Origin of the sequence: Helicovermis profundi (genome assembly GCF_033097505.1) — a bacterium.
GTDB classification, from domain to species: domain Bacteria; phylum Bacillota; class Clostridia; order Peptostreptococcales; family Acidaminobacteraceae; genus Helicovermis; species Helicovermis profundi.
This window is the reverse complement of record NZ_AP028654.1, coordinates 578,350-602,718: the sequence shown is the minus strand read 5'-3', so window position 1 is coordinate 602,718 and position 24,369 is coordinate 578,350. Positions and strand designations below refer to the sequence as shown.

The following is a 24,369-nucleotide window of genomic DNA, read 5'->3' as shown; positions in this document are numbered from 1 at the left end:
GGTTATTGCTATAAAATGTAAGAAGTTGTACTTTATTCACAAATTTCAAGCTGTACACGCCCTGCCGAACCTTCGGTTCGTCTAGTCGCGGGCTTTTTTTTAAAGTATTTTCTTATTTTTCATATATAAGCCGTGCGCGCCCTGCCGAACCTTCGGTTCGTCTAGTCGCGGGCTTTTAGCCCTATAGTAAAAAATTATAAAAAATGAAAAATTAAAACAAGGTTCGCGTTTTATTTTTTCATTTTTTATAATTTTTTACTGCACTGCTTTCTTTTTTCACGCAAAAAAAAGGAAGCAGTAATTTATACTGCTTCTAAAAAAATGTAGAGAGATTAAAGAAGTCTATTACTAGACGTCTTTAAAGCAATTTTATATAAAAAGGATATTATCCTATTTATAAACTTTAAAGTAAATCTATTTTACTGATTCTGCTCCTCTAAGTAGAGCTGCTTCATTTAGTGGTATAAATTTAGCCTTTGTTGGTCCAAATACTTTTTGAAGTGTTTCTTTAATAGTATCCATTGTAACTGGGTGTAGTAGCTGTATATATGCTCCTAACATTACCATGTTTGCTATTTTAGTATTTCCTAATTCATTTGCTATTTCATTTGCTGGTACATAATAAGCTTTTATGTCATCTCTTTGAGCTTTCTTTTCAATTAGAGAACTATTTATTAGTATTATACCATCTTTTTTTACATCAATCTCAAATTTATCTAATGATGGTAAATTCATAATTATTGCTGCTGTTGCATCTTTATCAATAACTGGAGATCCTATCATTTTTTCTGAAATCATAACACTACAGTTTGCAGTTCCACCACGCATCTCTGGTCCATATGATGGTAACCATGATACTTCTTTTTCTTCAAGCATTCCTGCATATGCTAATAATTTACCAAGTGACATTACTCCTTGTCCACCAAATCCCGCACAAATAATTTTTTCATTTATCATTTATTTATCCTCCTCTGGTCTTCTTAAGTTGCCTAATGGATAATAAGGTATCATATTATCTTTTAACCAACCTAATGATTCAACTGGTGACATTCCCCAGTTTGTTGGACAAGTAGAAAGTACTTCGACTATTGAAAATCCTTTTCCTGCTAACTGGCACTCAAATGCCGCTTTAATAGCTTTTTTTGCTTTTCTAACGTTTGCTGGACTATCAACTGTAACTCTTTCAACAAAAGCTGCTCCATCTATCGTAGCAAGCATTTCTGATACTTTAAGTGGCATTCCAGAGTGTTCAACTGTTCTTCCAAGTGGTGCCGTTGTTGCCTTTTGTCCAATCAAAGTAGTTGGAGCCATTTGTCCACCTGTCATTCCGTATATTGCATTATTCACAAAAATAGTTGTGATTTTTTCACCTCTATGAGCAACATGAACAATCTCTGCTGTACCTATAGAAGCTAAATCTCCATCACCTTGATAAGTAAATACAACGTTTTCTGGTCTAACTCTTTTAATACCAGTTGCAACTGCTGGTGCACGTCCATGTGATGCTTCATGCATATCACAATTTAAATAATCATAAGCAAGTACAGAGCATCCAACTGGTGCTACACCTATTGCATCGCCTAATACATCTAATTCCTCTAGTACTTCTGCAACTAATCTATGAATAATACCATGAGTACATCCTGGACAATAATGCATTTCTTTATCAGTAAGTCCTTTTGTTTTTTGGAATACTACTGCCATTATTTAGCACCTCCTAACATTTCTTTCACAGCATTTTTAACACCTGTTGGAGTTGGAATTACTCCGCCACTTCTTCCGAAAAATCCTACCGGCCATCTTCCATTTACTGCAATTTTAACATCATCAATCATTTGACCCATAGACATTTCAACTGACATAAATCCTTTACATGACTCCGGAATATCTTCAAATGCTTTTTCTGGGAATGGGAATAATGTAATTGGTCTAATAAGTCCAATGTTTATTCCTTCTTCTTTTAATTCATCTATTGCATTTTTAACAATTCTTGAAGTAGTTCCATATGCGACTAAAACTAATTCTGGATTTTCCATATTATAGTTTTCGTATCTTGCTTCTTTTTCTTTCATTTCTGCGTATTTAGCTTGAAGTCTAATATTATGATCTTCTAGTTCTCCTGCATCAAGAAATAAAGAATTAATAATATTTGGTTTTCTATTTCCTTTTGTTCCATCTGTTATCCACGGTTTACTTGGAAGTTCTCTTCTAGTTTTAACTTCTTTAAATTCAATTGGTTCCATCATTTGGCCAATCATACCATCACCCATTACCATAACTGGGTTTCTATAGTAATCCGCTGCATCAAATGCTTCTTGAACTAAATCTACCATTTCTTGAACGTTAGCTGGAGCGTATACTAATAATTTATAGTCTCCATTTCCCCCGCCTCTTGTTGCTTGATTATAATCCGATTGTGCTGGCTGAATTCCACCAAGTCCCGGACCACCTCTTACTATGTTAACTATAACGCAAGGAAGCTCAGCTCCTGCTATATAAGTAATTCCTTCTTGTTTTAATGCGATTCCAGGAGATGATGATGACGTCATAACTCTTCCGCCTGCTCCCGCGGCACCATATACCATATTTATTGCTGAAACTTCACTTTCTGCTTGTAAAAATACTCCGCCAACCTTAGGTAGTTCTTTTGACATATATTCAGGTATCTCGTTCTGAGGTGTTATAGGATAACCAAAGAAATATTTACAACCTGCTTTTATAGCTGCTGCTCCTATTGCTTCATTACCTTTCATTAATATTTTAGCCATTAAGTGTTTTCCTCCTTAAATTAGTTTTACTTTATTATTAAACCATTTCTCTTTCAACAGTAATTACTGAATCCGGACACATTGTAGCGCAATTTGCACATCCTATACATTTATCCATTTCTGCTACAAACGCTGGATGATAACCCTTAACGTTAATTCTGTCATTATCTAAAGAAATAATGTTAACTGGACAAGCATTCACACAAAGTCCACAGCCTTTACAAATATCTTCTTTAAATTCCACTTTACCCTTAGCCTTTGCCACTTTAATACCTCCTTATAGTAACTAATAAGTTTATTAATTTTTGATATATAAGAGTGCACATAAATGAATTTCTTGGATTCAGAGGGAGTTTTTACTCCCACTGAATCTTAAAAAACATAATCCAGAGCCTTTTTAGAGTTCTTTATCCTCCACTTTTTTAGAAGTGGGGGTATTAGAACTCTAAGGCATCGGATAAAATATGCACTCAAATAGTATCTAGTCTACATCCATTCCTCACGCATAAACATTTTAATGGGAAATACTTCACCATTTATGTCATCTGGTAGTTGTTGGGCAACCTTTTCCAGGGTACTTATATACTTTATTGGAATATCAAGTATTTTCGATACTTTTTCAACGATTTCTTGACCATACATAACATCTTCCTTCGTAGTTTCACGAAGCATATGCGTATTATTAATTAGCCCTGTAACTTTTGCGCCTATTGTTTCTTCAATATCTTTTATATGTTTAAGAACTCCATCAGCATCAACGGTATCTGGTCTATTACGATTTACAACAAAAAACATATCGTAATTACCACTAGTAAAATAATTTTTGTATCTAGCAATCGCGCGCGATCCCATAGAATCCCCACCAACATCAATAACTAAATCGTAAGTTTCATCTTGAAGTGGGGCTAATACTTCACCATTTAGCATAGGAATATCAATATTCGAATTATGTCCACGAGATCCGCTAATAACTCTAATACCTGCTTCTTCCATCATTTGTGCTTTTTCTCTAGATCTAAAATATGGGTTAACTATATCCATATCTGACAAAGCTACTTTTTTTCCCATTTTAGCTAATCTCATAGCATAATTAACCGAAAACTCTGTTTTGCCACTTCCATAATGTCCTATAATTATTCTTATTCGATTGTCCATATTTTCTCCAAATTAAATTTGTTATTTATAAATTTTGGCTTTTTCTTCTCCAGATAATACTCTAATTCCACCTTCTGCAAGAGCAGACATTTCATCTTCGCCAGGATAAACAATAACGTCTGAAATAAATTCAACACTATCCTTAATCCATCCAACAAGACCTTTATCGTAAGTAAGTCCACCAGTCAAAATTATTGCATCAACTTTTCCTTTAAGAACTGCTGCACATGCACCAATTTCTTTAGAAACTTGATAAGCCATAGCTTTATAAACAAGTTCTGCCTCTTTATCTCCATTTTCAATTTTTTCTTCTACAATTCTTCCATCATTAGTATCAAGATATGCTACAAGTCCGCCACTACCTTTAATCATTTTTTTAATTTCTGCATGAGAATATTTTCCTGAATAACAAAGTTTAGCAAGGTCACCAATAGGTAATCCACCAGATCTTTCAGGTGAAAATGGACCTTCACCGTCAAGAGCATTATTTACATCAATAACCGCTCCATCTCTATGCGCTCCAACAGAAATACCTCCACCTAAATGCGCAACAATATAATTACTTTTAGTGTAGTCTTTTCCAAGTTCTTTTGCAGCTCGCCTTGCAACAGCTTTTTGATTTAATGCGTGAAAAATAGATTTTCTATCTAATTCAGGCATACCAGAAACTCTTGCAACATCAATCATCTCGTCAACTACTACTGGATCTACTATAAATGATGGAATATTTAATTTACTTGCTATTTCATAAGCTAAAATTCCACCAAGATTTGAAGCATGTTCACCTAGAACTCCTACTTTTAAATCTTCTAACATATTTTCGTCTACTCTATATGTTCCGCCCTCAATTGGCTTAAGAAGTCCACCTCTACCAACTACTGCATCAAGTTTTGTCAAATTAATTTCTTTTTCTGTTAAACTTGAAAGTATTACGTCTTTTCTAAAATCGTATTGATCATAAATTTTATCATATTTATTTATTTCATCAGATGAATGTCTTAAAGTTGTTTCAAAAACTGAAATGTCATTATCAAAAATAGCAATTTTTGTAGATGTCGACCCCGGATTTATTGCTAATACTCTGTAATTATTCATATTCACACCCCTATTATTTGTTTTATAAAATATAATTCATTTTCTCTCTATTTTTATATTATAAACGTACACCCTTTTATTTTTTTACATGAATTAATTATTTAAAGCTGCCATTAATACTCCAAGTGCAATTGAATATAGTTTCGCTTCCTCACTATCTGCTCTCGAAGTTAATACGATTGGTGCTTTTGCTCCTACAATAATTCCTGCACTTTTTGATTTTGCTAAGAAATTAAGTGCTTTATAAAGAACATTTCCAGCTTCAATTGTAGGACAAAGAAGAATATCTGCTTTTCCAGCAACAGGATGGTCAATTCCTTTTATCTTCGCAGCTTCAACTGAGACCGCATTATCAAGTGCAAATGGTCCACCAACTATACAATTTTTAATTTCGCCATTTTCGTTCATTTTAACTAATTCTCCTGCATCAACAGTTGCAGGCATTTTAGGATTAACTTTCTCTTTTGCACAAATAACTCCAACTTTAGGAACTTCTATATCAAGTGCATTTGCTACTATTAATGAATTTTCAAGTATTTGCTTTTTACCCTTTAAATCAGGTGCAATATTCATAGCTGCATCTGTAACAAGTAATAATCTTGGATAATCATTTACATCAAAAACTGCTACATGACTAAGTACATTACCTGTTCTAAGTCCAATATTTTTATCAAGAACAGCTTTTAATATGATAGAAGTATCAACTAACCCTTTCATAACCATATGAGCTTTTCCGCTTGAAACTAATTCAACAGCTTTTAAAGAAGCTTCTTTTAAATCAACAATATCAATTACTTCATAATTACTTAAATCTAAATTAATAGTTTTTGAAATAAATTCGATCTTTGATTTATCGCCAACTAATATTGCATTTGCTATGCCTTTTTTTCTAGCATTTTCTACTGCTAAAAGTACATCTTCGTCCTGTGCACATGCAACAGAAAGTATTTTAGGACCTCTCTCTTTTGCTATTTTTAATACTTCATCAAAAGACTTAATCATTATTTCACCTCGTTTTCATAAATTTTAACTATATCAACATTATTAATTATTCTTAGCACACCTTCATTGAGTGCTTTCATTTCATCTTCACCTGGTTTAACAATAACAGGTGCTATAAAACCAACCATATCAGTAATATAATCAGTTAAATACTTAGAATATGCAACTCCACCCGTTAATACAACTGCATCCACTTTTCCATTAATAACAGTTGCCATTGAACCTATTTCTTTAGCAATTTGATAAGCCATAGCTTCAAAAATAAGCTTTGCATTTTTATCTCCGTTTTCTATCATCTTAAGAACTTCTCTTGCGTCATTAGTTCCTAAATATGCAACTAAGCCACCTTTGCCTCTAAGCTTTTGTTTAAGCTCCTTAAAAGTGTATTTTCCTGAGAAGCACATTTTTGCTATGTCACCAACCGGTAATCCACCTACTCTTTCTGGAGAAAAAGGTCCCATTTCATTAGCATTATTTGCATCAACCATTTTTCCTTTTCTAAGAGGAACTACTGAAATACCACCGCCTAAATGAGCGATTACTAAATTTAGATCTTCTACATCTTTTTTCATGTCATTAGCAACACTATAAGCGATAGCTTTAACATTAAGTGCATGAAGAAGTGATTTTCTTTTAATTTCTGGCATTCCTGAAACTCTTGCAATATCATCAAATTCGTCAACGCTCACTGGATCAACTATATATGATGAAATATTAACAGTATCAGCAATACTTCTAGCAATTAAACCTCCAAGGTTAGATGCATGTTCTCCTTGAACTCCTACTTGCAAATCTTCAATCATTTTATCTGTAACTGTATATACGCCACTTGGAATCGGACTAAGTAAACCACCTCTTCCTACAACCGCAATCAACTCTTCAACTTTGTATCCATTATCATTTAGCCATTTTACAATAATATCTTTCCTGTAAGTAAATTGGTCTGCAATTCTATCGTATTTTGCTAATTCTTCGCTAGAATGCGATAGATTTTCCTGAATAATATTTTCATTGTTTTTAAAAAGTGCAACCTTTGTTGAAGTTGAACCCGGATTAATAACTAACACATATCCTTTTGACATAAAGCACCTCCGTTAATATTTCCATATTAATATAACGCAATTTACGTGCCATTTCATTTTTAACATTATATTATTTCATGAGTTTATAAAAACATTCAAAACAATCCTAATGTACATGTTAAAAATGCTAAAATTAAAAACATAATAATTACTCATTTTTGTTAATTATTTTTCAATTAAGCTTAATTCTAAATACAAATCCAAGACAATACACATTATTTTGCACGCATATTTTTGCATTATTATTTATCACTGCACATTTTTGCATGGAATTTGCTAATTCAAAAAAAAAAAAAAATAATAGCATATATAAATATACTATTACTCTTTTTATCCCATATTTAATGAATTTTAAATTTTATCAAAAAATATTTATTACTTTAATATATCTTCATTAGGATGTATTATAATTTTCCCATTTATAATGCCTTCTAGAAATAATATTGACATATAATTTTTGTACATTTTAATCTCTGGAGTTTTTGTTTCCATTAACACACACGCACCAACAACTTTTGAATTAAGTTCTTTAACAATTTCTTCCATGCCTTTTATCGTTCCACCTGCACGCATAAAATCGTCAACTATTAAAACATTAGATCCATTTGGTATTGCTTTTTTAGCGACATACATTGTTTGAACTTTTCCAGTTGAACCAGAAACATAATTTATACTTAATTTTGATCCTTCTGATATCTTATTTTCATTTCTCGCTATTACAAGTGGTACATTTAATCTCTCAGCTGTTAAAGTAGCAAGCGGTATTCCTTTTGTTTCTACGGTCATAACATAATCTACACCAGAGTGCGAATATTTTTCGGCAAAAACTTCTCCAACCTCTTTTATATATCTTGGATTACATAATATGTCAGCAATATATAAAAAACCACCAGGAACAATTCTATTTAAATCACTTAATTCGCTAACTAAATTATTTAGCAACTTTTCTTTTTTTTCTTTATTTAATACTGGAATAAATTTAACTCCACCAGCAGCACCAGATATAGTTTCAACTTTTCCAAGATTTAACTCTTCCATAATGCTTTTAACTATAGCTATATCTTCACTTATTGTAGATTTCGCAGAATTAAATAACTCTGTAAAATAGCTTAATGTAAAAATTGCATTTGGTTTATCACTTAATACTTTTACAATCGCACCAATTCTTTCATTTCTTTTCATTTTTTTCATCAAATCACCATCCGAATATTAATTAGTTATATATTTGATTTTATTCGTTTTTTTCAAATAATTCAATATATTTTTTCACTATACTTTACTTTTTATCAATTCTCTAATAAAATAAGCTTTGAACGCAATTTTTAATAAATTCATTTTCAAATAAATTTACTGAACACGTAAATAGTGATATAATTTCAAAGTAATCATATTTTTAAGGAGAATAATAATGTTAGAGAATAAAAACCTGAAACATATTCATTTAATCGGAATAGGCGGGATTGGAGTAAGTGCTATCGCAGAAATACTTCATATGCAAAATTATATAGTAACGGGTTCTGATTTAAATAGTTCTCAAATTACTAAAAATTTAGAAAATAAAGGAATTAAAATATTTTACAAACATGAAAGCACAAATATAGAAGGCGCTGATTTAATTGTATATTCAGCAGCTGTATCAGACGAGAATGTTGAACTAATTAAAGCAAAAGAACTAAAGTTACCAACTGTAGGCAGAGCAAAAATGCTTGGTGAAATTCTTACAACTTATAAAAAGAGTGTTGCTATTTCAGGAGCACATGGTAAAACTACTACCACTTCAATGACATCTGTAATTCTTTCTGATAGCAATCTTGACCCAACACTTTTAGTTGGAGGTGAAGTTAAAGAACTTGGCGGAAATGCGAGATTCGGTCACGGTGATATTATTGTAACAGAGGCGTGTGAATATAAAGATAGTTTTCTGAATTTTATCCCAACGCTCGGAGTAATTCTTAATATCGATGAAGACCATTTAGATTATTATAAAAATTTAGAACATATAATATCTTCATTTATAAAATTTGCACAGTCAATTCCTAAAAAAGGTCATCTTATAATTAATAACGACGATTACAATGCAAAGAAAATCATTCCACATGTAAATTGTAATGTTATTACTTTTGGTATAAATATAGATTCTGATATTATGGCTAAAAACATTACTTTTAACGACGATGGACTACCATCATTCGAAGTATACATTAATGATGAAAAGTTTTGCGATATTAATCTTAATATCCCTGGAACACATAATATATATAACGCTCTAGCTTCAGTTGCCATTGCACATTTTAATGGAATTTCAGGAGAAAACATTTCATCTAGTCTTAATAGATTCGGCGGAGCAAAGAGACGTTTTGATATATTAGGCGAATATAAAAACGCAAAAATAATTGATGATTATGCTCATCATCCTACAGAAATCAAAGCTACGCTTAGTGCAGCTAAAAAAATACCTCATAATAAAATTATTTGTGTTTTTCAGCCTCACACTTATTCTAGAACAAGCGAACTTTTATCAGAATTCTCAATTGCATTTAAAGATAGCGATGAATTAATCATTACAGATATATATGCTTCTAGAGAAAAAGATACTGGAAAAATTCATTCTCAAATTTTAGTTGATCTTATTATTGAAGAAGGTCAAAATGCTAAATATATTAAAACTTTTGACGAAATTGAAGAATATCTCGATAATATTATTGAAAAAAATGATATTCTTTTTACTATGGGTGCAGGAAACATTGTTAATTTAGGAAATAAACTAGTTAATAAATAAATATTTATATATTATGTAATTCATGAGTAAGCCCAATCAGTATTTTAAAATATTGATTGGGCTTTTTATTGAAATTAATAAAAAAGTGCTCTCACAAGCGAACTCACACGACTTCGTCATGCTTCCATTCGCTTCGCGCACTGGAGTAAACTCCCTATAAAAAAAGCAATTAAAATAGATTTTAAAGCACGTTTTAATATTCTTGCCATAGATACTGCGGTGCAATCACAAACGAACTCACACGACTTCGTCATGCTTCCATTCGCTTTCGCGCACTAGAGTAAACTCCATATAAAAAAAAATAATTAAAATAGATTTTAAAGCAAGCTTCAATCTATTTCCATAGATAACGCGGTGCTTTCACAAGCGAACTCACACGACTTCGGAAGCTTCCATTCGCTTCGTGATAGGGAGTAAACTCCCTATAAAAAAATAATTAAAATAGATTTTAAAGCAAGCTTTAATCTATTTCCATAGATACAGCGGTGCTTTCACAAGCGAATTCACACGACTTCGTCATGCTTCCATTCGCTTCGTGATAGGGAGTAAACTCCCTATAAAAAAATAAGAATAATCTAAGAATTAAAAACTAGTTTTTAATTCTTAGATTATTCTTATTTTTTTGCACCGCTTTATAAGTCAAAGTACAAACTTCTTTTTATAAAGCAATGGGTTATTACTGTGCTTATTATGCAGGTAATAAATATCGGAAGCATTATTTCTTTGTTACCTGAGAGTTCTACTGCAAGTAATGTGGCTGCGAGTGGCGCTCCTGAAAATCCTGAAAACATTGCTGCCATCCCTACTAAAGCGTAGAGGGAATAATCTAAATTAATTCCAAAATTATTCATTAGTATTAAACTAAAAGCACCTCCAGAGGCTGCTCCTATAAATACTCCCGGCATAAATCCTCCACCAAATCCACCTGTTCCAAGTGTTATTGCTGTGGCTATTATTTTTATAAAAACAATAATTATAAGAAATTTCAGACTATAGTTATTTAAAAATATATGTTTTGTTGAATTAAAGTGTAAATCAAATATCTCTGGATAAAAATATCCTATTAAAGCTATTAAAATAGAGCCAATTAATGGTGCTAAATAATATGGAAGTTTTGATTTGATTTTAAAAAAAGTAACTTTTTTTATTAGGTAAATGTAGATTCCAGAAACAATTCCCATAAGTAATCCAAGTATTAAAAAAAGTATATACTCTTTATATGAACCAACTGCAAATGTACCGGATAAATTTACAAACGGTACGATTCCAAGAAACGCTCTTCTAATAAATACCGACATAGCAGCTGACATCATTATTGGAGTTGAATATGCAACGTAATCCCTAATAAGCAATACTTCTATAACAAAGATACTTGCAAATATTGGCTCATCAAAAACACCCGCAAGTGCACCAGAAACACCACAAAGTACAAGTATTTTAATTTCTTCATCATCTAATTTAAATAAATATCCTATATTTGAACCTACAGCACCACCTAAATGAACAATCGGACCTTGTTTACCCGCAGATAACCCACTTATAAGAGTTACTAACGTTCCAATTAATTTTATGGCAACACTTTTAGGTTTCATTAAAAATGTATGTATATGGTTTATTTCTTCATAAACTTCGTGAACTCCAAAGCCTGTTTCATTTTCATTTAAGGCAAATTTATATATTAAAGATAATAATATACCACCTATAATTGGAACAATAATAAACTTTAATTTATTGTTCATTAAATTACTTTCAGCAATGCTATGTGACGCATTAGTAATGATGTAATTAAATGCCATTCCAAGTATTCCTGTAACTATGCCAATAACCGCTGCTACAAGTAGTAGACGAACAAGCTTTCCACGTGTTATTTTCGTTTTATTTTTTATTAACATATTAACTCCTCAAACTTGTATATAAAAGTATCTTTATTATTCATATAAAAACATCATAATAGTATTATATAAAATTTTATATAAATAAAAAACCTATTTATCATTTTTAGTAATAATTTTTTATCATTTCAGTATTTTGAGGTAAAATTTCTATATTTACTAAAAAATACAGATTAAAAAAGCAGATAATTAATTAAAATTATCTGCTTAAAGTATTTATACTATTTTCTTTCATATATTTGTTCTAATAATTCTTCAGTCTTTGATGGATCATGGATATAAAAAGATCCATTTTCACTAGCTTCACCAGGAAGTCTATATGTTTTTAGATTACCAAAATCCATTCCTATAGCAGATGAACCATAATAAATCATCTCATCAAGTCCCGCATCAGTTTGAACATAATTAAATGCAGTTTTTATAACAGAAGGAAGTTTAAAGCCAAATGATTTTTTTACAACAGATTTCATAAAGTTTTGTTGTCTATTTATCCTTCCAAGATCGCCATCGCCATATTCTCCGTTATTTTTTCTCCACCTTAGATATTCAATTGATTTTTGTCCATCTAGTAGCTGTTTACCTTTTTTCAAATGAATATGAAGTTCTGGTTCTGCATATGGATCATCATAATCCATATCAAAAGGAACATTCACTTCAATTCCACCAAGTACATCAATAATATCTTTCACACCAGAGTATTTAATTTTAACGTAACTTTCAATTGGAATTCCAAGCAGTTTACTAACTTCATTTTTTAAACCTTTTGAACCACCTTTTTCTTTGTAACCATATACTGAGTTAATTTTTTTCTGATCTAAAGCATCATGTCCATCAACATAATTATAAGTATCACGAGGTACTGATATTAAATCAACGTATTTTTTCTTTGGATCATAACTCATAACTACTATAGTATCTGCTCTTCCACCGTCAATACCATAAAACAGTATATTTACCCTTTTACTATCATCTATTAACTTTTGAAGTTTAGTTCTATTATCTACTGGTTTTTCTTCTTTGGGCAAAATAACAACTGGTTTTTCTGCTATCTTTTTCTCACTTGCCTTGCTTACAGAAATGTAATGTTGATCAAATAAGTATAGTCCAGAACCTAAAATAAGTGAAAAACATATAAACGAAATAATAAAAACTTTAAAATGAAACTTCATTTGTATCTCCTCTCAAAATTACAATGTAACAAAATTTATATAATTATTAACAAAATACATTTTATCATATTTTAGTGTTTTTTTAATAACATTATTATTACATTTTAATTTTAATCGTTAATTATTTATATTCATAGAATCCTTTGCCAGACTTTCTTCCTAATAAACCACCTCTAACCATCTTTTTAAGCAATGGATGCGGTCTATATTTACTATCAGCAAATTCAGTATATAGAACTTCCATAATAGCTAGATTTACATCATTACCTATTAAATCTGCAAGTGCTAAAGGTCCAATAGGATGGTTTGCTCCAAGCATCATAGCATTATCTATATCTTTTGCAGAAGCAACACCTTCAGCGTAAATTCCTATAGCCTCATTAATCATAGGTATAAGAATTCTGTTTACCACAAAGCCCGGTGCCTCTTCAACTTTAATTGGCTCTTTTCCTATTGCTTTTGCAAGATTAAAAACTTTATCAAAAGTTTCTTCACTAGTTGCAATTCCGTCAATAACTTCAACTAATTTCATAACTGGAACCGGATTAAAAAAATGCATACCAATAACATTTTGTGGTCTATTTGTTACTGCTGCAATTTCTGTAATTGAAAGAGAAGAAGTGTTACTTGCAAGAATTGCTCCTTCTTTCGCAACCGAGTCCATATTTTCAAATATTTTTTTCTTAATTACTACATTTTCAGTTGCTGCTTCTATTAATAAATCGCAATCTGATAAAAAATTCATTTCCGAAACTCCAGAAATATTTGCTAAAATTTCTTCTTTTCTATCATTATCGATCTTTTCTTTACTTACTTTTCTATCTAATAATCTTGTAATATTTTTTAATCCTTTATCAATTGCTTCAGGATTAACATCCATCATATAGACTTCATAATTTGCTTCAGCAAATGCTTGTACTATACCGTTGCCCATTGTTCCAGCACCGATTACACCAATTTTCTTCATAAAATAATCCCCCTGATTTTACTTTTTCATAGACTGTTTTGCATATCTTTATTTAGTAATAAATTTTACTTTTTCTTTATTTAAAAAAGCTTTCATACCATTTTTTTGATCTTCACTAGAAAAACACATTCCAAAGTACGTGGCTTCAATTGAAGACGCTGAAACCATATCTTTATTAAAACCTTCATTAATTGATCGTTTTGCATTTCTAACAGCTAGCTGCGCATTTTTACTTATTTTTTTAGCTAAAGTTTTAGCATTTTCCATTAATTCGTCAGCTTCATAAATATAAGTAATAAGCCCAATAGATTTTGCCTCTTCACTAGAAATGATATCTCCTGTAAATATTAATTCCTTTGCTTTAGCTAAGCCAACTAATTTAGGCAATCTTTGAGTACCCGAGAAGCCTGGTATAATACCAAGTCCTACTTCCGGTTGACCAAATTTTGCTTTTGATGATGCAAGGCGAATATCACAAGCCATAGCAAATTCACACCCACCTCCAAGTGCATAACCATTAATAGCTGCAATTGTAGGTTTTTCTAAATTTTCTATCATAGTAAAAACTTCGCTACCTTTTTTTCCAAAAGCCATTCCCTCAAATGAATTCAATTTTTCCATCTCAGAGATATCAGCTCCAGCAATAAAAGCTTTACCTTTTCCAGTGAAAATAACAACGTTTACTTCTTCATCATTTTTAAGTAATTTTGTCATATCACTAATTTCATCAAGCATAGCTGAATTTAACGCATTTAGAGCTTTTTCCCTATTAAAAGAAACAATTGCAATACTTTCTTCCTTTTTTAATTCTAAAAACTTAAAATTCATTTTTCCTCCTTTTACCTCAATAATGTGTAAATCTCTCTCTATATATTTGCTTTTGCACACTTTTCATTATAATATTAATTGACAGCAATTATCAACTTATTTTAGGAGAAAAATATGATAAAAAAAAATAAAGGTATACTTTTTATACTTGCATCATCTTTATTCTTTGCATTAATGGCAACATCAGTAAAATCAGCACCTAATATTCCTCAAGTTGAAAAAATCTTCTTTAGAAATTTTATAGGATTAATAGTAATATCTTTTTCATTATATAAAAATAAAACACCTTTAAAACCAAACAATATAAAATTAATGTCACTTAGGTCTATTTTTGGTTTATTTGGCGTCGCGTTATATTACAATTCTTTAGCTCATTTAAAGCTTTCTGATGCAGTTATAATAAATAAATTATCACCATTTTTTGTCCTTATACTTTCTGTAATATTTCTTAAAGAAAAAATTACTAAATATAAATTAATTAGTCTTGTTCTGGCAGTTACTGGCGCTATACTTGTTTTAAAACCTAGCTTTGATTATACATTTTTACCTGCACTTAGCGGTTTATTTGGAGCTTTTTTTGCAGGTAGTGCTTACACTACTATAAGGAAATTAACAAAATATGATAAAGCAAAATTAATAGTATTCTATTTTTGTCTTTTTTCTTCTGTAGTTATGTTTCCCTTAATGCTAATGGGCAATTTTAAAATTCCAACATTATTTGAATTTATATCCCTAATATCAATCGGAGTAAGCGCGCTCATTGCTCAGCTCTTTATGACAAATGCCTACAAATATGCTCCAGCGTCTGAACTTGCAATTTATTCAAACGCTAATATAGTATTTTCAACATTAATAGGATTAATCTTTTGGAGCGAAATTCCAGATATATACTCCATTATTGGAGTTTTTATTATTGTTTTTGCGGTATATGTTAATACTAAAAACAAATGACAATCTATTCTTTTATCAAAATGGCGCGAACTGGTGAAGCTTCTGCGCCTTTTATTTTTAGGGGAAGTGCAATCAATTTATAAATGCCTTCTTCAATATCTTTTAAATCAAGTCCCTCTATAATATTAATATCATTTCCAAGAAGTATTTTATGAGTTTCATGATTTTTTTGACTCCTTTCAATACCGAGGCCATCCGTTCCAATTCCAATAACTCCGCATTTAAGAAGATACTCTGCTCCTGATTTATCTAGGTAAACAAAATTAGGATTAAATAATAAATTACTAGAATTACTAGTTTTAAAAAGAATAAATTCATTTTTTTTAATATGAAAATCCTCTAAATCTATTTTTGTAATTTTTTCTTTTATATGTGATAAATCAATCACTCTACAATCTGTAACTAATGTATCTAAATTAATTTCATCAATAGTTTTTCCCTCATTTAACATATGATACGGAGCATCTAAATGTGTTCCTGTATGCATTTCAAGAATAATCCTACTCTCACACATATTATCTTTTTCATGAGATTTTGTAAATTCTAATTTAGGGATTTTTTCTGCTTTATTCTTATAAACTTTCATGTTTTTATCTATACTCATAGAAATATCATAAATCAAATTAACACCCTCTTTTTTTTATTTACTCCACCATTTTAAATCATTTTTTTTCATCATAAGTTCAGCTTCTTTTGGCCCCCATGTACTTGATTTGTATTTTTTTAATAATCTACTTCTATCTAAGCAAGTTTTTGATATTTTATCAACAAAAGACCATGCAGCCTCTACTTCATCCCATCTTGCATAAAGTGACTGATCTCCACTAATAGCATCAATTATGAGTTTTTCATATGCCTCAGGTGACTTCATATCAATATCGCAACTTTGACAGTAATCCATTTCTTTTTGAACTATAATATTATCTGTAGATGGTTTTTTTACATTAAAACTTAGACTTATTCCTTCTTCAGGTTGAATCTTAATTCTAAGTAGATTTGCACTGTTTACGGCATTATCTTTGTTTTTAAGTAAATCATAATAAAATTTATTTACAGTTGTGTTTTTAAATTCTACAACAATCTCAGCTATTTTTTTCTTAAGCCTTTTTCCAGTTCTTAAATAAAATTTTGTACCTTTCCACCTTTTATTATTAATATCGATTCCAATAGCTACGAAAGTTTCTGTAAGCGAATTTGGATTAACTTTACTTTCATCTACATAGCTTTTTACATCAGAATTTCCTTCGTATTGACCAAGAACTAAATTATCTACAATATCCTTATTTGTAAAAAACTTCATAGCTTTTATAACTTTCACTTTTTCATTTCTTATATCTTCGGTTTCAAGAGAATTTGGAACATCCATAGCAAAAAGGGCTAATATTTGAATTAAATGGCTCTGAATCATATCTCTAAATGCACCTGAAGTTTCATAATAACCACCTCTTTCTTCAACTCCTATTGTTTCTGATACAGTGATTTGAACATTATCAATACATTCACTATTCCAAAGAGGCTCAAACAAAGCATTCGAAAACCTTAGTACCATAATATTTTGAATCATAGCTTTTCCTAGATAATGATCAGTTCTATAAATTTCATTTTCAGAAAATACTTTTCTTAAAGTTTTATTTATTGATTTTGCTTCAGCTAAATCTTTACCAAATGGTTTTTCAATTACAATTCTTTTATAGGCATCTTTTTTTATATCAAGAATCCCTGAAAGTTCTAAATTATTTGTAATAATTTCAAAATATCCTGGTGCAGTTGCCAAATAAAAAATTCTATTTTGAGGCATTTTTTCACTACATACGCAATCATCAATTCTACCTTTTAAAATCACATAATCATTAATTTTATCGAAATTAAGAATTTGATATTTAATAAAATCAACAAATCCATTTAAAACTTTTTCATTATATCCATTAGAAAATTGCTTTATTTTTAATTTAACTATATTCTTAAATTCTACGAGTTCTATATTTCTTCTTCCTAAACTTAGAATTACAAATTTATTTGGCATAAGATTTCTTTCGTATAATTTATAAAGAGCTGGATAAAGCTTCTTATATGCTAGATTTCCTGTTCCTCCAAATAAAACAATTACACAGTCTTTCATAAATCCACATCCTATTTTTTGTATATTTTATGACCACCAAATTCATTTCGTAGTGCAGCTACAACTTTATTTGAAAATCTTTCATTTTGCTTTGATTCAAATCTTTTCATTAGTGAAGCCGTAATTACATATGACGGAAGTTTTAATTTAAGCGCTTCTTCAACAGTCCAAAGTCCTTCACCAGATGAATCAATTTCATCAACAATACCTTCAAGTTTTTTATTTTTTGAAAATGCTTTATTTGCAGTGCTCATTAGATAACTTTCTATTATAGAACCATTCGACCACACTTTTGACACATCATAATTATCAAGCTCAAAATCACTCGCCTCTAAGATTTCGAAGCCTTCAGCAATAGCTTGCATCATTCCATATTCTACTCCGTTATGAATCATCTTAACAAAGTGTCCGCTTCCATTTTTACCAAGATACATTTGACCATCTGTAACGCAAACGGCTTCAAACATAGTTTTTAGTTCTTCGTAGTCTGACTTTTCTCCGCCAATCATCATACAAGCACCATTTCTAGCACCATTAGTTCCACCACTAGTTCCAACATCCATATAATGAATACCGTCCGTTTTAAGCATTTTTCCTCTTTTTATTGTATCAGTGTATTTTGAATTACCACCGTCTATCACAAGATCACCTTTTCTTAAAAATGGTTTTATTTGGCTAATTACCGTGTCAACTGCATGGCCAGAAGGCACCATTATCCAAACTATTTTTCTTTTATCATCCAATTTATCAATTAATTCTTTATAAGTAAAAGCACCTTCAATACCTTTTTCAATAAACTCCTTTGTTTTTTCACTGTTTCTATTATAAACAACAACATCAAATTTATTATCATGCATATTAAGTGCTAAATTTCTTCCCATCTTACCTAGTCCTACTAAACCAATTTTCATAAAAACCTCCACTTCACTTAGTTTATAATATTATAGATATACCCTTTTATAATTTTAATAACTAAAAAAATAAAGATGGTTAGATATATTAATATCTAACCATCTTTTAATAATGTGTTTGTGAAATTTCTACATTCAAAGTTTTTATAACAAATTTCGCTAATATTAAAAATTTTTAAACAACTCTTTTTTCTTTCCATTTTCCTTTTTTATAGAAAATATATATTGTTACAGATTCTGCAATATCTCCAAGAACAAAAGAAAACCATAACCAATTAATACTTAAATGCAGAAAGTAAACTGTAATAAGCGCAAATGGAATTGCAACAATCCATCTACCAACAACACTCGACACTAAAAATGGAAAATTGTAACCTGAACCAGAAAATAAGGTCGCAATTCCAAATAAAACAGCAATAAATATCGTGCTAATTACAAGAATCTTTAACATTGGAATTCCTATTAATATAATGCTCATATCATTAGTAAAGATCATCATAATTTGTTTACTGAATAAAAACGCAATACTTGAAGCAAATAATGAAAATAAAAGACCAAGTTTTGCTGCGGCAAATGCTGTTTTTTCAGCTCTATCAATTTGATTGTTTCCTATATTTTGTCCTACAATTGTTCCTCCACCCATCATAAGTCCAATAAGAGGCATAAATAGAAGACCTAATATCCTCATACCAATTCCAGCAGCTGCAATTGCAACTGATCCATATATGGCAATTAATTTTAGTACTACAAAGCTACTTAAATTTCTAGTCAATGAATCTGCACCATTTGGAAGTCCAATTGTAATTAATTTGAAATCAATTTCTTTATCTAGTCTAAACAGTTTTTTAAATTCTATTTTAATATGAGTTTTACCACCAAGAAGAATATACATACCAATTAAAAACGCAAATGTAATGCTAATAACTGTTGCAAGAGCTGCTCCAAACACACCCATGCCAAAACCTTTTAAAGTAAAATCTATAAAAAGAAATTTAATATGTAGACTTTTAAAAATAAAAATTGGATCTAATATTACATTCATAATGGAACTTACAAGCATTAAATAAAGAGGTTTTTTTGCGTCTCCAATACACCTAAGAGCTGTATTTACCGTAAAAGACGAAAACATAATTGGTACAAAATATATTCTTATATATCCGTAACTTATCACACTTTTAACAACAAGAGGATTACTATCAAAAAATAAGGCAAGTGGCTTAATAAATAAATACAAAAATATTGATGCAATAATAGCCACTAATGCTTTAAATGTTATAGTTTGTTCAATAATCTTTTTTGTTTTTTCTTTATCCCCTTCACCATAACTTTGTGATATTAAAGATATAGAGCTACTCCCGATAATTTCATTTAATACTTCTACTACCCAAAATATAGTTACAAAGATTGTTACTCCTGCAACTGCTTCAAATGAAATTCTTCCTATCCACATCATATCAACAACATCATATAAAGTTTGCGCAAAAAAACCCATCATGGTTGGAACAGACATAAATAGTAAATTTTTAGTAATACTTCCTTTTGTTAAATCTCTTTTTTTCATAATACCTTCCTAAATCAAATAGTTTATTGTATTCTACAAATATGACCATATAAATTAATTCATATAAATATATTAACCTTTATTGTAAGTAAAAGCCACATTTTGTAATATGATTGTTATACTTCAAACTATTATTAATAATATAAAAAAGCCAAAAGATTGCCACTTCTGGCATTTCTTTTAGCTTTAGTTATTAACATAAATGAATTTCTTGGATTCAGAGGGAGTTTTTCACTCCCACTGAATCTTAGAAAACATAATCCAGGGCCTTTTTAGAGTTCTTTATCCCCCACTTTTTTAAGAAGTGGGGGTATTAGAACTCTAAGGCATCGGATAGAAAAATTAAAATATTAAATAAGTTTACTCACAAGTTCACTAACAACTTTATCTTCATTCTTTAATTTATTTGTAATTTCACTTATCGATTTACAGTTCGGTTTATTTTTAATAAAACTTCCTCCCGAAACTAAAACTAAATCAATTTCTTCAAGTTTCCTATCTTCTAAAAAAAGTCTTGTAGCTGGTGGAAGAGATCCGGCCCAAAGAGGTGATACTACAATAATATTATCTTTATCTTCAATATTTCCTTTTAATTCAATTTTTACATTTTTATTTTTGCTTGTATAGTAACCCGCTTTAAAAAAACCTATAAAGCCTTTCCAGTTTTTATCATCACATAACTCTACTTTATCACAGTTAAGTTCTTTAGAAATTTTGTCAGCAACTCTTTTACACGATCCTGTTCTTGTAAAATACACAACTTTATAATTCATTGATACCTCCTAAATATATAGTCATCAGCTTATAAGAATATTATACCACCGTAAAATCATTTTAAACTGAAAATGTATCCTTTTCAAATCACAAAACCTTCTCTTAAAACCATATTAATATCTTCTTTAATATTACTGCCACTTGTAGTTAAAAAATTCCCAGTTAGTATGCCATTAACTCCTGATTTCAATCCTAAAGTTTGTTTATCTCTTAAAGCAATTCTACCACCTGCGTATCTAATAAAAGCATCTGTATTTATAAATCTATAAACCGACATTGTTTTAAGTATTTCAAGCGGAGGCAAAATTCTAATATTTTCAAATGGTGTTCCTTCTATAGGCATTAGAACATTTAAAGGGATGGACTTAATCCCTAAATTCTTTATTTCAAAAGCCATTTCAACTCTGTTTTGCCTTGTTTCCCCCATACCTAAAATTCCACCACAACATACATCCATGTTAACTGATAAAGCATTTTTTATAGTAATAATTCTATCTTCATATGTATGAGTAGAACAAATATTTGCATAATTACTTTTACAAGTTTCAATGTTATGGTGATATCTACTAACTCCTGCTTTTTTCAAATTTAAAATTTGCTTCTTTGTTGCTAGCCCATGAGATGCACAAATGTTAATATTAGTGTCTTTTTTTAAATTACTATATATATTCAATAATTTATCAAACTCTATATTATCTATGATTCCTCTACCACTAGTAACAAGTGAGTATCTATTAACACCTTTATTTTGAATTTTTAGTACATTTTTTAATATTTCATCATATTCCATTAAATCATACTCATTTACTCCAGTACTATAATAAACTGACTGTGCACAGTATTTACAATCCTCAGAACATTTTCCTGATTTTACATTTTCAATAGTACATAAATCAACTTTATTACCAACAAAATTTTCTCTTATCTGATTTGCACATGAAAATAGTGTATTTAGTGATTCGTCATCGGATATATCAATATTTATCAATCTTATAGCTTGATCAAATGTAATATTTTGACCATTTAAAATATTTTCTTTAAGATTTTCAATATAATTTTTCAAATTAACCTCTTTTATTAATTATTTTGAACTCATTTTATACAATCAATTCAATATTGTCAACCTTTACAGTGAATTGGTTAACAATAATAATGTGACGATACTGCTATATACTAAATGTATTATACTAACCACTAAAATATTACTATTTGTAACATTTTTCAAGTAATTGATGTTTTATAATTCATTATCTTAATAAAATGTAATTATTTAAACTTTACTATCTCAGTAACCATAAATATGTTACAATTTATATTGTTAACGATTAAATCATCGGACACACTAATAACGTACTAATAAAGGAGTATAAAATGACAAAGAAAAAACAATTACATACTAAAGTAGCACTGATTACATTACTCTTATTACTAATACTTTCACTTTTTAGCGGATGTAAACAGACCGATATAAGCGAAGAAACCATTTCAAATAACAAAGTAATTGAGCAAAACATCTACACTCCAACAGAAGAAGAAAATAAGCAAATAGATGCGCTGTTAAAGAGAATAGATGCTTCTGTACACACAAATAACGTTGTGGATTTTTCAAAGGAATTTACATTAACGGATTCTGATTACAGTGAATCTGAACTTAACGACATTAACACAAAATTATTATTACTTATAGAAAATAAACATGATTTCTTTTCATATGTAGTTAATTCAATATCAAAAGATAATGACAACAATATCGAAGTAAATGTAAATTTTGGTTATAAGAATTTAGATGATACTAAAGGTACTTCATATGATTTAAAATTAACCCTTGCAAACGACGAAACTGATAATACTTTTTTTGTTACAAAAGTTATTTTTTTAGATAAATAAATAAATTAATATACACTGCAAAAGGATTGTTTCTATTTTGAAACAATCCTTTACTATTTTCAAATCATATTAAAAGTGTACTATTTCCATGTACAAAATATATTCTTACTTTTTCTTTCCATGTACAAAATAATGCCAACTACTTGCTGTATCAAATATATCTTCAATATGTCTTACTTTTAAAATTTCATAATCAGCTAAAAGATTTTTTACATCATCTAGTTCACAGTAATAATGAGGCACATTCACTTCTTAAATACTCGTTAAAACGTAATCCATAGGCTCACAACCAATTTCTTCAGCGACCGACTTACATTTAGCCCGTAGCAAGAAAAAAATTGCTTTATTTTCAAAGTTACTTAATGTTTCAAAATTTGCTTGGCCCTTACTAATAACAAGATCGGAGTCTTCAAACTCATGTATAAATGTCTTCGAACATTTACTCAGTATTGTACCTTGAGCAGAATACCCATTGTCAATTACTCTTACTAAATCTACAACACCTGAACTAATTGCATCTTCCATTGTAGCATCATTAACTATAGGTCCACCTTTTACAACATATGTAACTTTTTCCAGTGGTAGTTGCTCAAGAAGAAATTTATCAAATATAATTTCGCCAGCATTATCTGAAATAAACATAATTTTTTTTGATTTTCCAATGGCAATTTTAAGGGCCTTTGATCCACTCCCATATAAATCCATTTTTATACTATCCTCAACTGATTTAACAATATCTGAATACTCTAAGTCTAAACCTACAGAAAAATCTATAATATTTCCAGCTATCGCTAATCTACATGCTATATCAAATGAGTCATTTGAGTTCTCTATCCATTTTTCGTCTTTTATTCTAAATGATACTTCCTTTGCAATCTGATTATACTGCTGCTTCAAATTTTTATAGGGATCTAAATTGCCAGTAATTTGCTTCGCATGTTGATGCATCTCGTAAGCCATTTCTGGAGCAGTCATGTTGAAGTCTATCTCACTAAGTGATTTTAATGATCTCTTTATAATTTCTTCTTGCTGATTTCCGAAAGTAGTAGCTTCTTTAGCAATTTCAACTGCTTGTCTAGCTAAACAATGGATACATTCATATGATATTTTCATTTTATTTCTCCTCAAATAGCGATTTTATATTGTCTAGCAAATTCTTCTAGCATCTTTTCTGATATATCAATTGCTATATAACGTCTTATTGGAATATTTCTTAATAGTGGATATAATACGCCTATTCCACAAGCTACATCAAGAACACTATCCTGTTTTCCTATACGAAGCAACTCAATAGACTGCTCCATTATTCTCAGCTTGTTCTTATCAACACTATTCACCCAATTTTCATATTGTTCATTAAAAAACACTCTTTGATTCTTGATTTTCATGTATCACCTTTCTTAATTTTTCCTTTCATATATAATTTTGA

The 24,369-nt window shown here is 29.9% G+C and carries 25 protein-coding genes; 3 read left to right on the top strand and 22 right to left on the bottom strand.

Annotation, left to right across the window (positions count from 1 at the left end; genetic code table 11):
- Positions 1–414 precede the first annotated feature (414 nt).
- From AACH12_RS02645 to purR, 9 genes are all read right to left on the bottom strand, one after another.
- Entirely contained in the window at positions 415–957 is a 543-nt protein-coding gene (locus AACH12_RS02645) for a 2-oxoacid:acceptor oxidoreductase family protein (RefSeq protein ID WP_338536529.1), read from the bottom strand.
- Positions 958–1,704, bottom strand: a complete 747-nt coding sequence (locus tag AACH12_RS02640) for a thiamine pyrophosphate-dependent enzyme (protein WP_338536528.1) — start codon at positions 1,702–1,704, stop codon at positions 958–960.
- Complete coding sequence (locus AACH12_RS02635) at positions 1,704–2,768, bottom strand: 3-methyl-2-oxobutanoate dehydrogenase subunit VorB (protein WP_338536527.1); 1,065 nt, start codon at positions 2,766–2,768, stop codon at positions 1,704–1,706. The genes AACH12_RS02640 and AACH12_RS02635 overlap by 1 nt, the downstream gene beginning before the upstream one ends.
- A 37-nt stretch (positions 2,769–2,805) precedes the next feature.
- Entirely contained in the window at positions 2,806–3,033 is a 228-nt protein-coding gene (locus AACH12_RS02630; RefSeq protein WP_338536526.1) for a 4Fe-4S dicluster domain-containing protein, read from the bottom strand.
- 221 nt (positions 3,034–3,254) lie between these two features.
- Positions 3,255–3,923 carry a nucleotide-binding protein gene (locus AACH12_RS02625; RefSeq protein WP_338536525.1) on the bottom strand — a complete coding sequence of 223 codons (669 nt, stop codon included), beginning with the start codon at positions 3,921–3,923 and terminating at the stop codon, positions 3,255–3,257.
- 21 nt (positions 3,924–3,944) lie between these two features.
- Entirely contained in the window at positions 3,945–5,018 is a 1,074-nt protein-coding gene (gene buk / locus AACH12_RS02620; RefSeq protein WP_338536524.1) for a butyrate kinase, read from the bottom strand.
- 93 nt (positions 5,019–5,111) lie between these two features.
- Positions 5,112–6,020, bottom strand: a complete 909-nt coding sequence (ptb, locus tag AACH12_RS02615; protein ID WP_338536523.1) for a phosphate butyryltransferase — start codon at positions 6,018–6,020, stop codon at positions 5,112–5,114.
- Positions 6,020–7,102, bottom strand: coding sequence for a butyrate kinase (gene buk / locus AACH12_RS02610; protein WP_338536522.1), 1,083 nt, complete (start codon positions 7,100–7,102; stop codon positions 6,020–6,022). The genes ptb and buk (AACH12_RS02610) overlap by 1 nt, the downstream gene beginning before the upstream one ends.
- Positions 7,103–7,477: 375 nt before the next feature.
- Positions 7,478–8,293 carry a pur operon repressor gene (gene purR / locus AACH12_RS02605; RefSeq protein WP_338536521.1) on the bottom strand — a complete coding sequence of 272 codons (816 nt, stop codon included), beginning with the start codon at positions 8,291–8,293 and terminating at the stop codon, positions 7,478–7,480.
- A gap of 217 nt (positions 8,294–8,510) precedes the next feature.
- Between purR and murC the strand changes: the two genes are divergently transcribed.
- Entirely contained in the window at positions 8,511–9,881 is a 1,371-nt protein-coding gene (murC, locus tag AACH12_RS02600) for a UDP-N-acetylmuramate--L-alanine ligase (protein ID WP_338536520.1), read from the top strand.
- A gap of 632 nt (positions 9,882–10,513) precedes the next feature.
- Here the strand turns inward: murC and AACH12_RS02595 are convergent.
- From AACH12_RS02595 to AACH12_RS02580, 4 genes are all read right to left on the bottom strand, one after another.
- The gene (locus AACH12_RS02595) at positions 10,514–11,773 is read right to left on the bottom strand and encodes a chloride channel protein (protein WP_338536519.1); all 1,260 of its coding nucleotides are present in this window, start codon (positions 11,771–11,773) and stop codon (positions 10,514–10,516) included.
- 221 nt (positions 11,774–11,994) lie between these two features.
- Positions 11,995–12,942 carry an LCP family protein gene (locus tag AACH12_RS02590; protein WP_338536518.1) on the bottom strand — a complete coding sequence of 316 codons (948 nt, stop codon included), beginning with the start codon at positions 12,940–12,942 and terminating at the stop codon, positions 11,995–11,997.
- A gap of 121 nt (positions 12,943–13,063) precedes the next feature.
- Positions 13,064–13,909 (bottom strand): 3-hydroxybutyryl-CoA dehydrogenase, encoded by an 846-nt coding sequence (locus AACH12_RS02585; protein WP_338536517.1) that lies wholly within the window; start codon positions 13,907–13,909, stop codon positions 13,064–13,066.
- 48 nt (positions 13,910–13,957) lie between these two features.
- The gene (locus AACH12_RS02580; protein WP_338536516.1) at positions 13,958–14,737 is read right to left on the bottom strand and encodes an enoyl-CoA hydratase-related protein; all 780 of its coding nucleotides are present in this window, start codon (positions 14,735–14,737) and stop codon (positions 13,958–13,960) included.
- A gap of 114 nt (positions 14,738–14,851) precedes the next feature.
- On the opposite strand from AACH12_RS02580, the gene AACH12_RS02575 reads away from it, so the two are divergent.
- On the top strand, positions 14,852–15,688 hold the full coding sequence (locus AACH12_RS02575; protein WP_338536515.1) for a DMT family transporter: 837 nt from the start codon (positions 14,852–14,854) through the stop codon (positions 15,686–15,688).
- 4 nt (positions 15,689–15,692) lie between these two features.
- Here the strand turns inward: AACH12_RS02575 and AACH12_RS02570 are convergent, their stop codons facing one another.
- The 6 genes from AACH12_RS02570 to bioB all read right to left on the bottom strand — a co-directional run bounded on the left by AACH12_RS02570 (position 15,693) and on the right by bioB (position 22,116).
- The gene (locus AACH12_RS02570; RefSeq protein ID WP_338536514.1) at positions 15,693–16,292 is read right to left on the bottom strand and encodes a cyclase family protein; all 600 of its coding nucleotides are present in this window, start codon (positions 16,290–16,292) and stop codon (positions 15,693–15,695) included.
- Between the two features lie 36 nt (positions 16,293–16,328).
- Complete coding sequence (gene zwf, locus AACH12_RS02565; RefSeq protein WP_338536513.1) at positions 16,329–17,807, bottom strand: glucose-6-phosphate dehydrogenase; 1,479 nt, start codon at positions 17,805–17,807, stop codon at positions 16,329–16,331.
- 11 nt (positions 17,808–17,818) lie between these two features.
- Complete coding sequence (gene gnd, locus AACH12_RS02560) at positions 17,819–18,718, bottom strand: phosphogluconate dehydrogenase (NAD(+)-dependent, decarboxylating) (RefSeq protein WP_338536512.1); 900 nt, start codon at positions 18,716–18,718, stop codon at positions 17,819–17,821.
- 175 nt (positions 18,719–18,893) lie between these two features.
- Positions 18,894–20,279, bottom strand: a complete 1,386-nt coding sequence (locus AACH12_RS02555) for an MATE family efflux transporter (RefSeq protein ID WP_338536511.1) — start codon at positions 20,277–20,279, stop codon at positions 18,894–18,896.
- A 350-nt stretch (positions 20,280–20,629) separates the two neighbouring features.
- The gene (locus tag AACH12_RS02550) at positions 20,630–21,052 is read right to left on the bottom strand and encodes a flavodoxin family protein (protein ID WP_338536510.1); all 423 of its coding nucleotides are present in this window, start codon (positions 21,050–21,052) and stop codon (positions 20,630–20,632) included.
- 83 nt (positions 21,053–21,135) lie between these two features.
- On the bottom strand, positions 21,136–22,116 hold the full coding sequence (bioB, locus tag AACH12_RS02545; protein ID WP_338536509.1) for a biotin synthase BioB: 981 nt from the start codon (positions 22,114–22,116) through the stop codon (positions 21,136–21,138).
- A gap of 308 nt (positions 22,117–22,424) precedes the next feature.
- Here bioB and AACH12_RS02540 point away from each other — a divergent pair, with 308 nt between their 5' ends.
- Complete coding sequence (locus AACH12_RS02540; protein WP_338536508.1) at positions 22,425–22,940, top strand: hypothetical protein; 516 nt, start codon at positions 22,425–22,427, stop codon at positions 22,938–22,940.
- Positions 22,941–23,045: 105 nt separating this feature from the next.
- Here AACH12_RS02540 and AACH12_RS02535 read toward each other — a convergent pair whose 3' ends face one another.
- From AACH12_RS02535 to AACH12_RS02525, 3 genes are read right to left on the bottom strand one after another with little or no spacing between them, the layout of a single operon-like run.
- A complete protein-coding gene (locus AACH12_RS02535; RefSeq protein WP_338536507.1) occupies positions 23,046–23,183 on the bottom strand; it encodes a hypothetical protein in 138 nt (45 codons plus the stop codon).
- Between the two features lie 9 nt (positions 23,184–23,192).
- The gene (locus AACH12_RS02530) at positions 23,193–24,053 is read right to left on the bottom strand and encodes a damage-control phosphatase ARMT1 family protein (RefSeq protein ID WP_338536506.1); all 861 of its coding nucleotides are present in this window, start codon (positions 24,051–24,053) and stop codon (positions 23,193–23,195) included.
- An 11-nt stretch (positions 24,054–24,064) separates the two neighbouring features.
- Positions 24,065–24,328 (bottom strand): methyltransferase domain-containing protein, encoded by a 264-nt coding sequence (locus AACH12_RS02525; protein ID WP_338536505.1) that lies wholly within the window; start codon positions 24,326–24,328, stop codon positions 24,065–24,067.
- Positions 24,329–24,369: the final 41 nt, after the last annotated feature.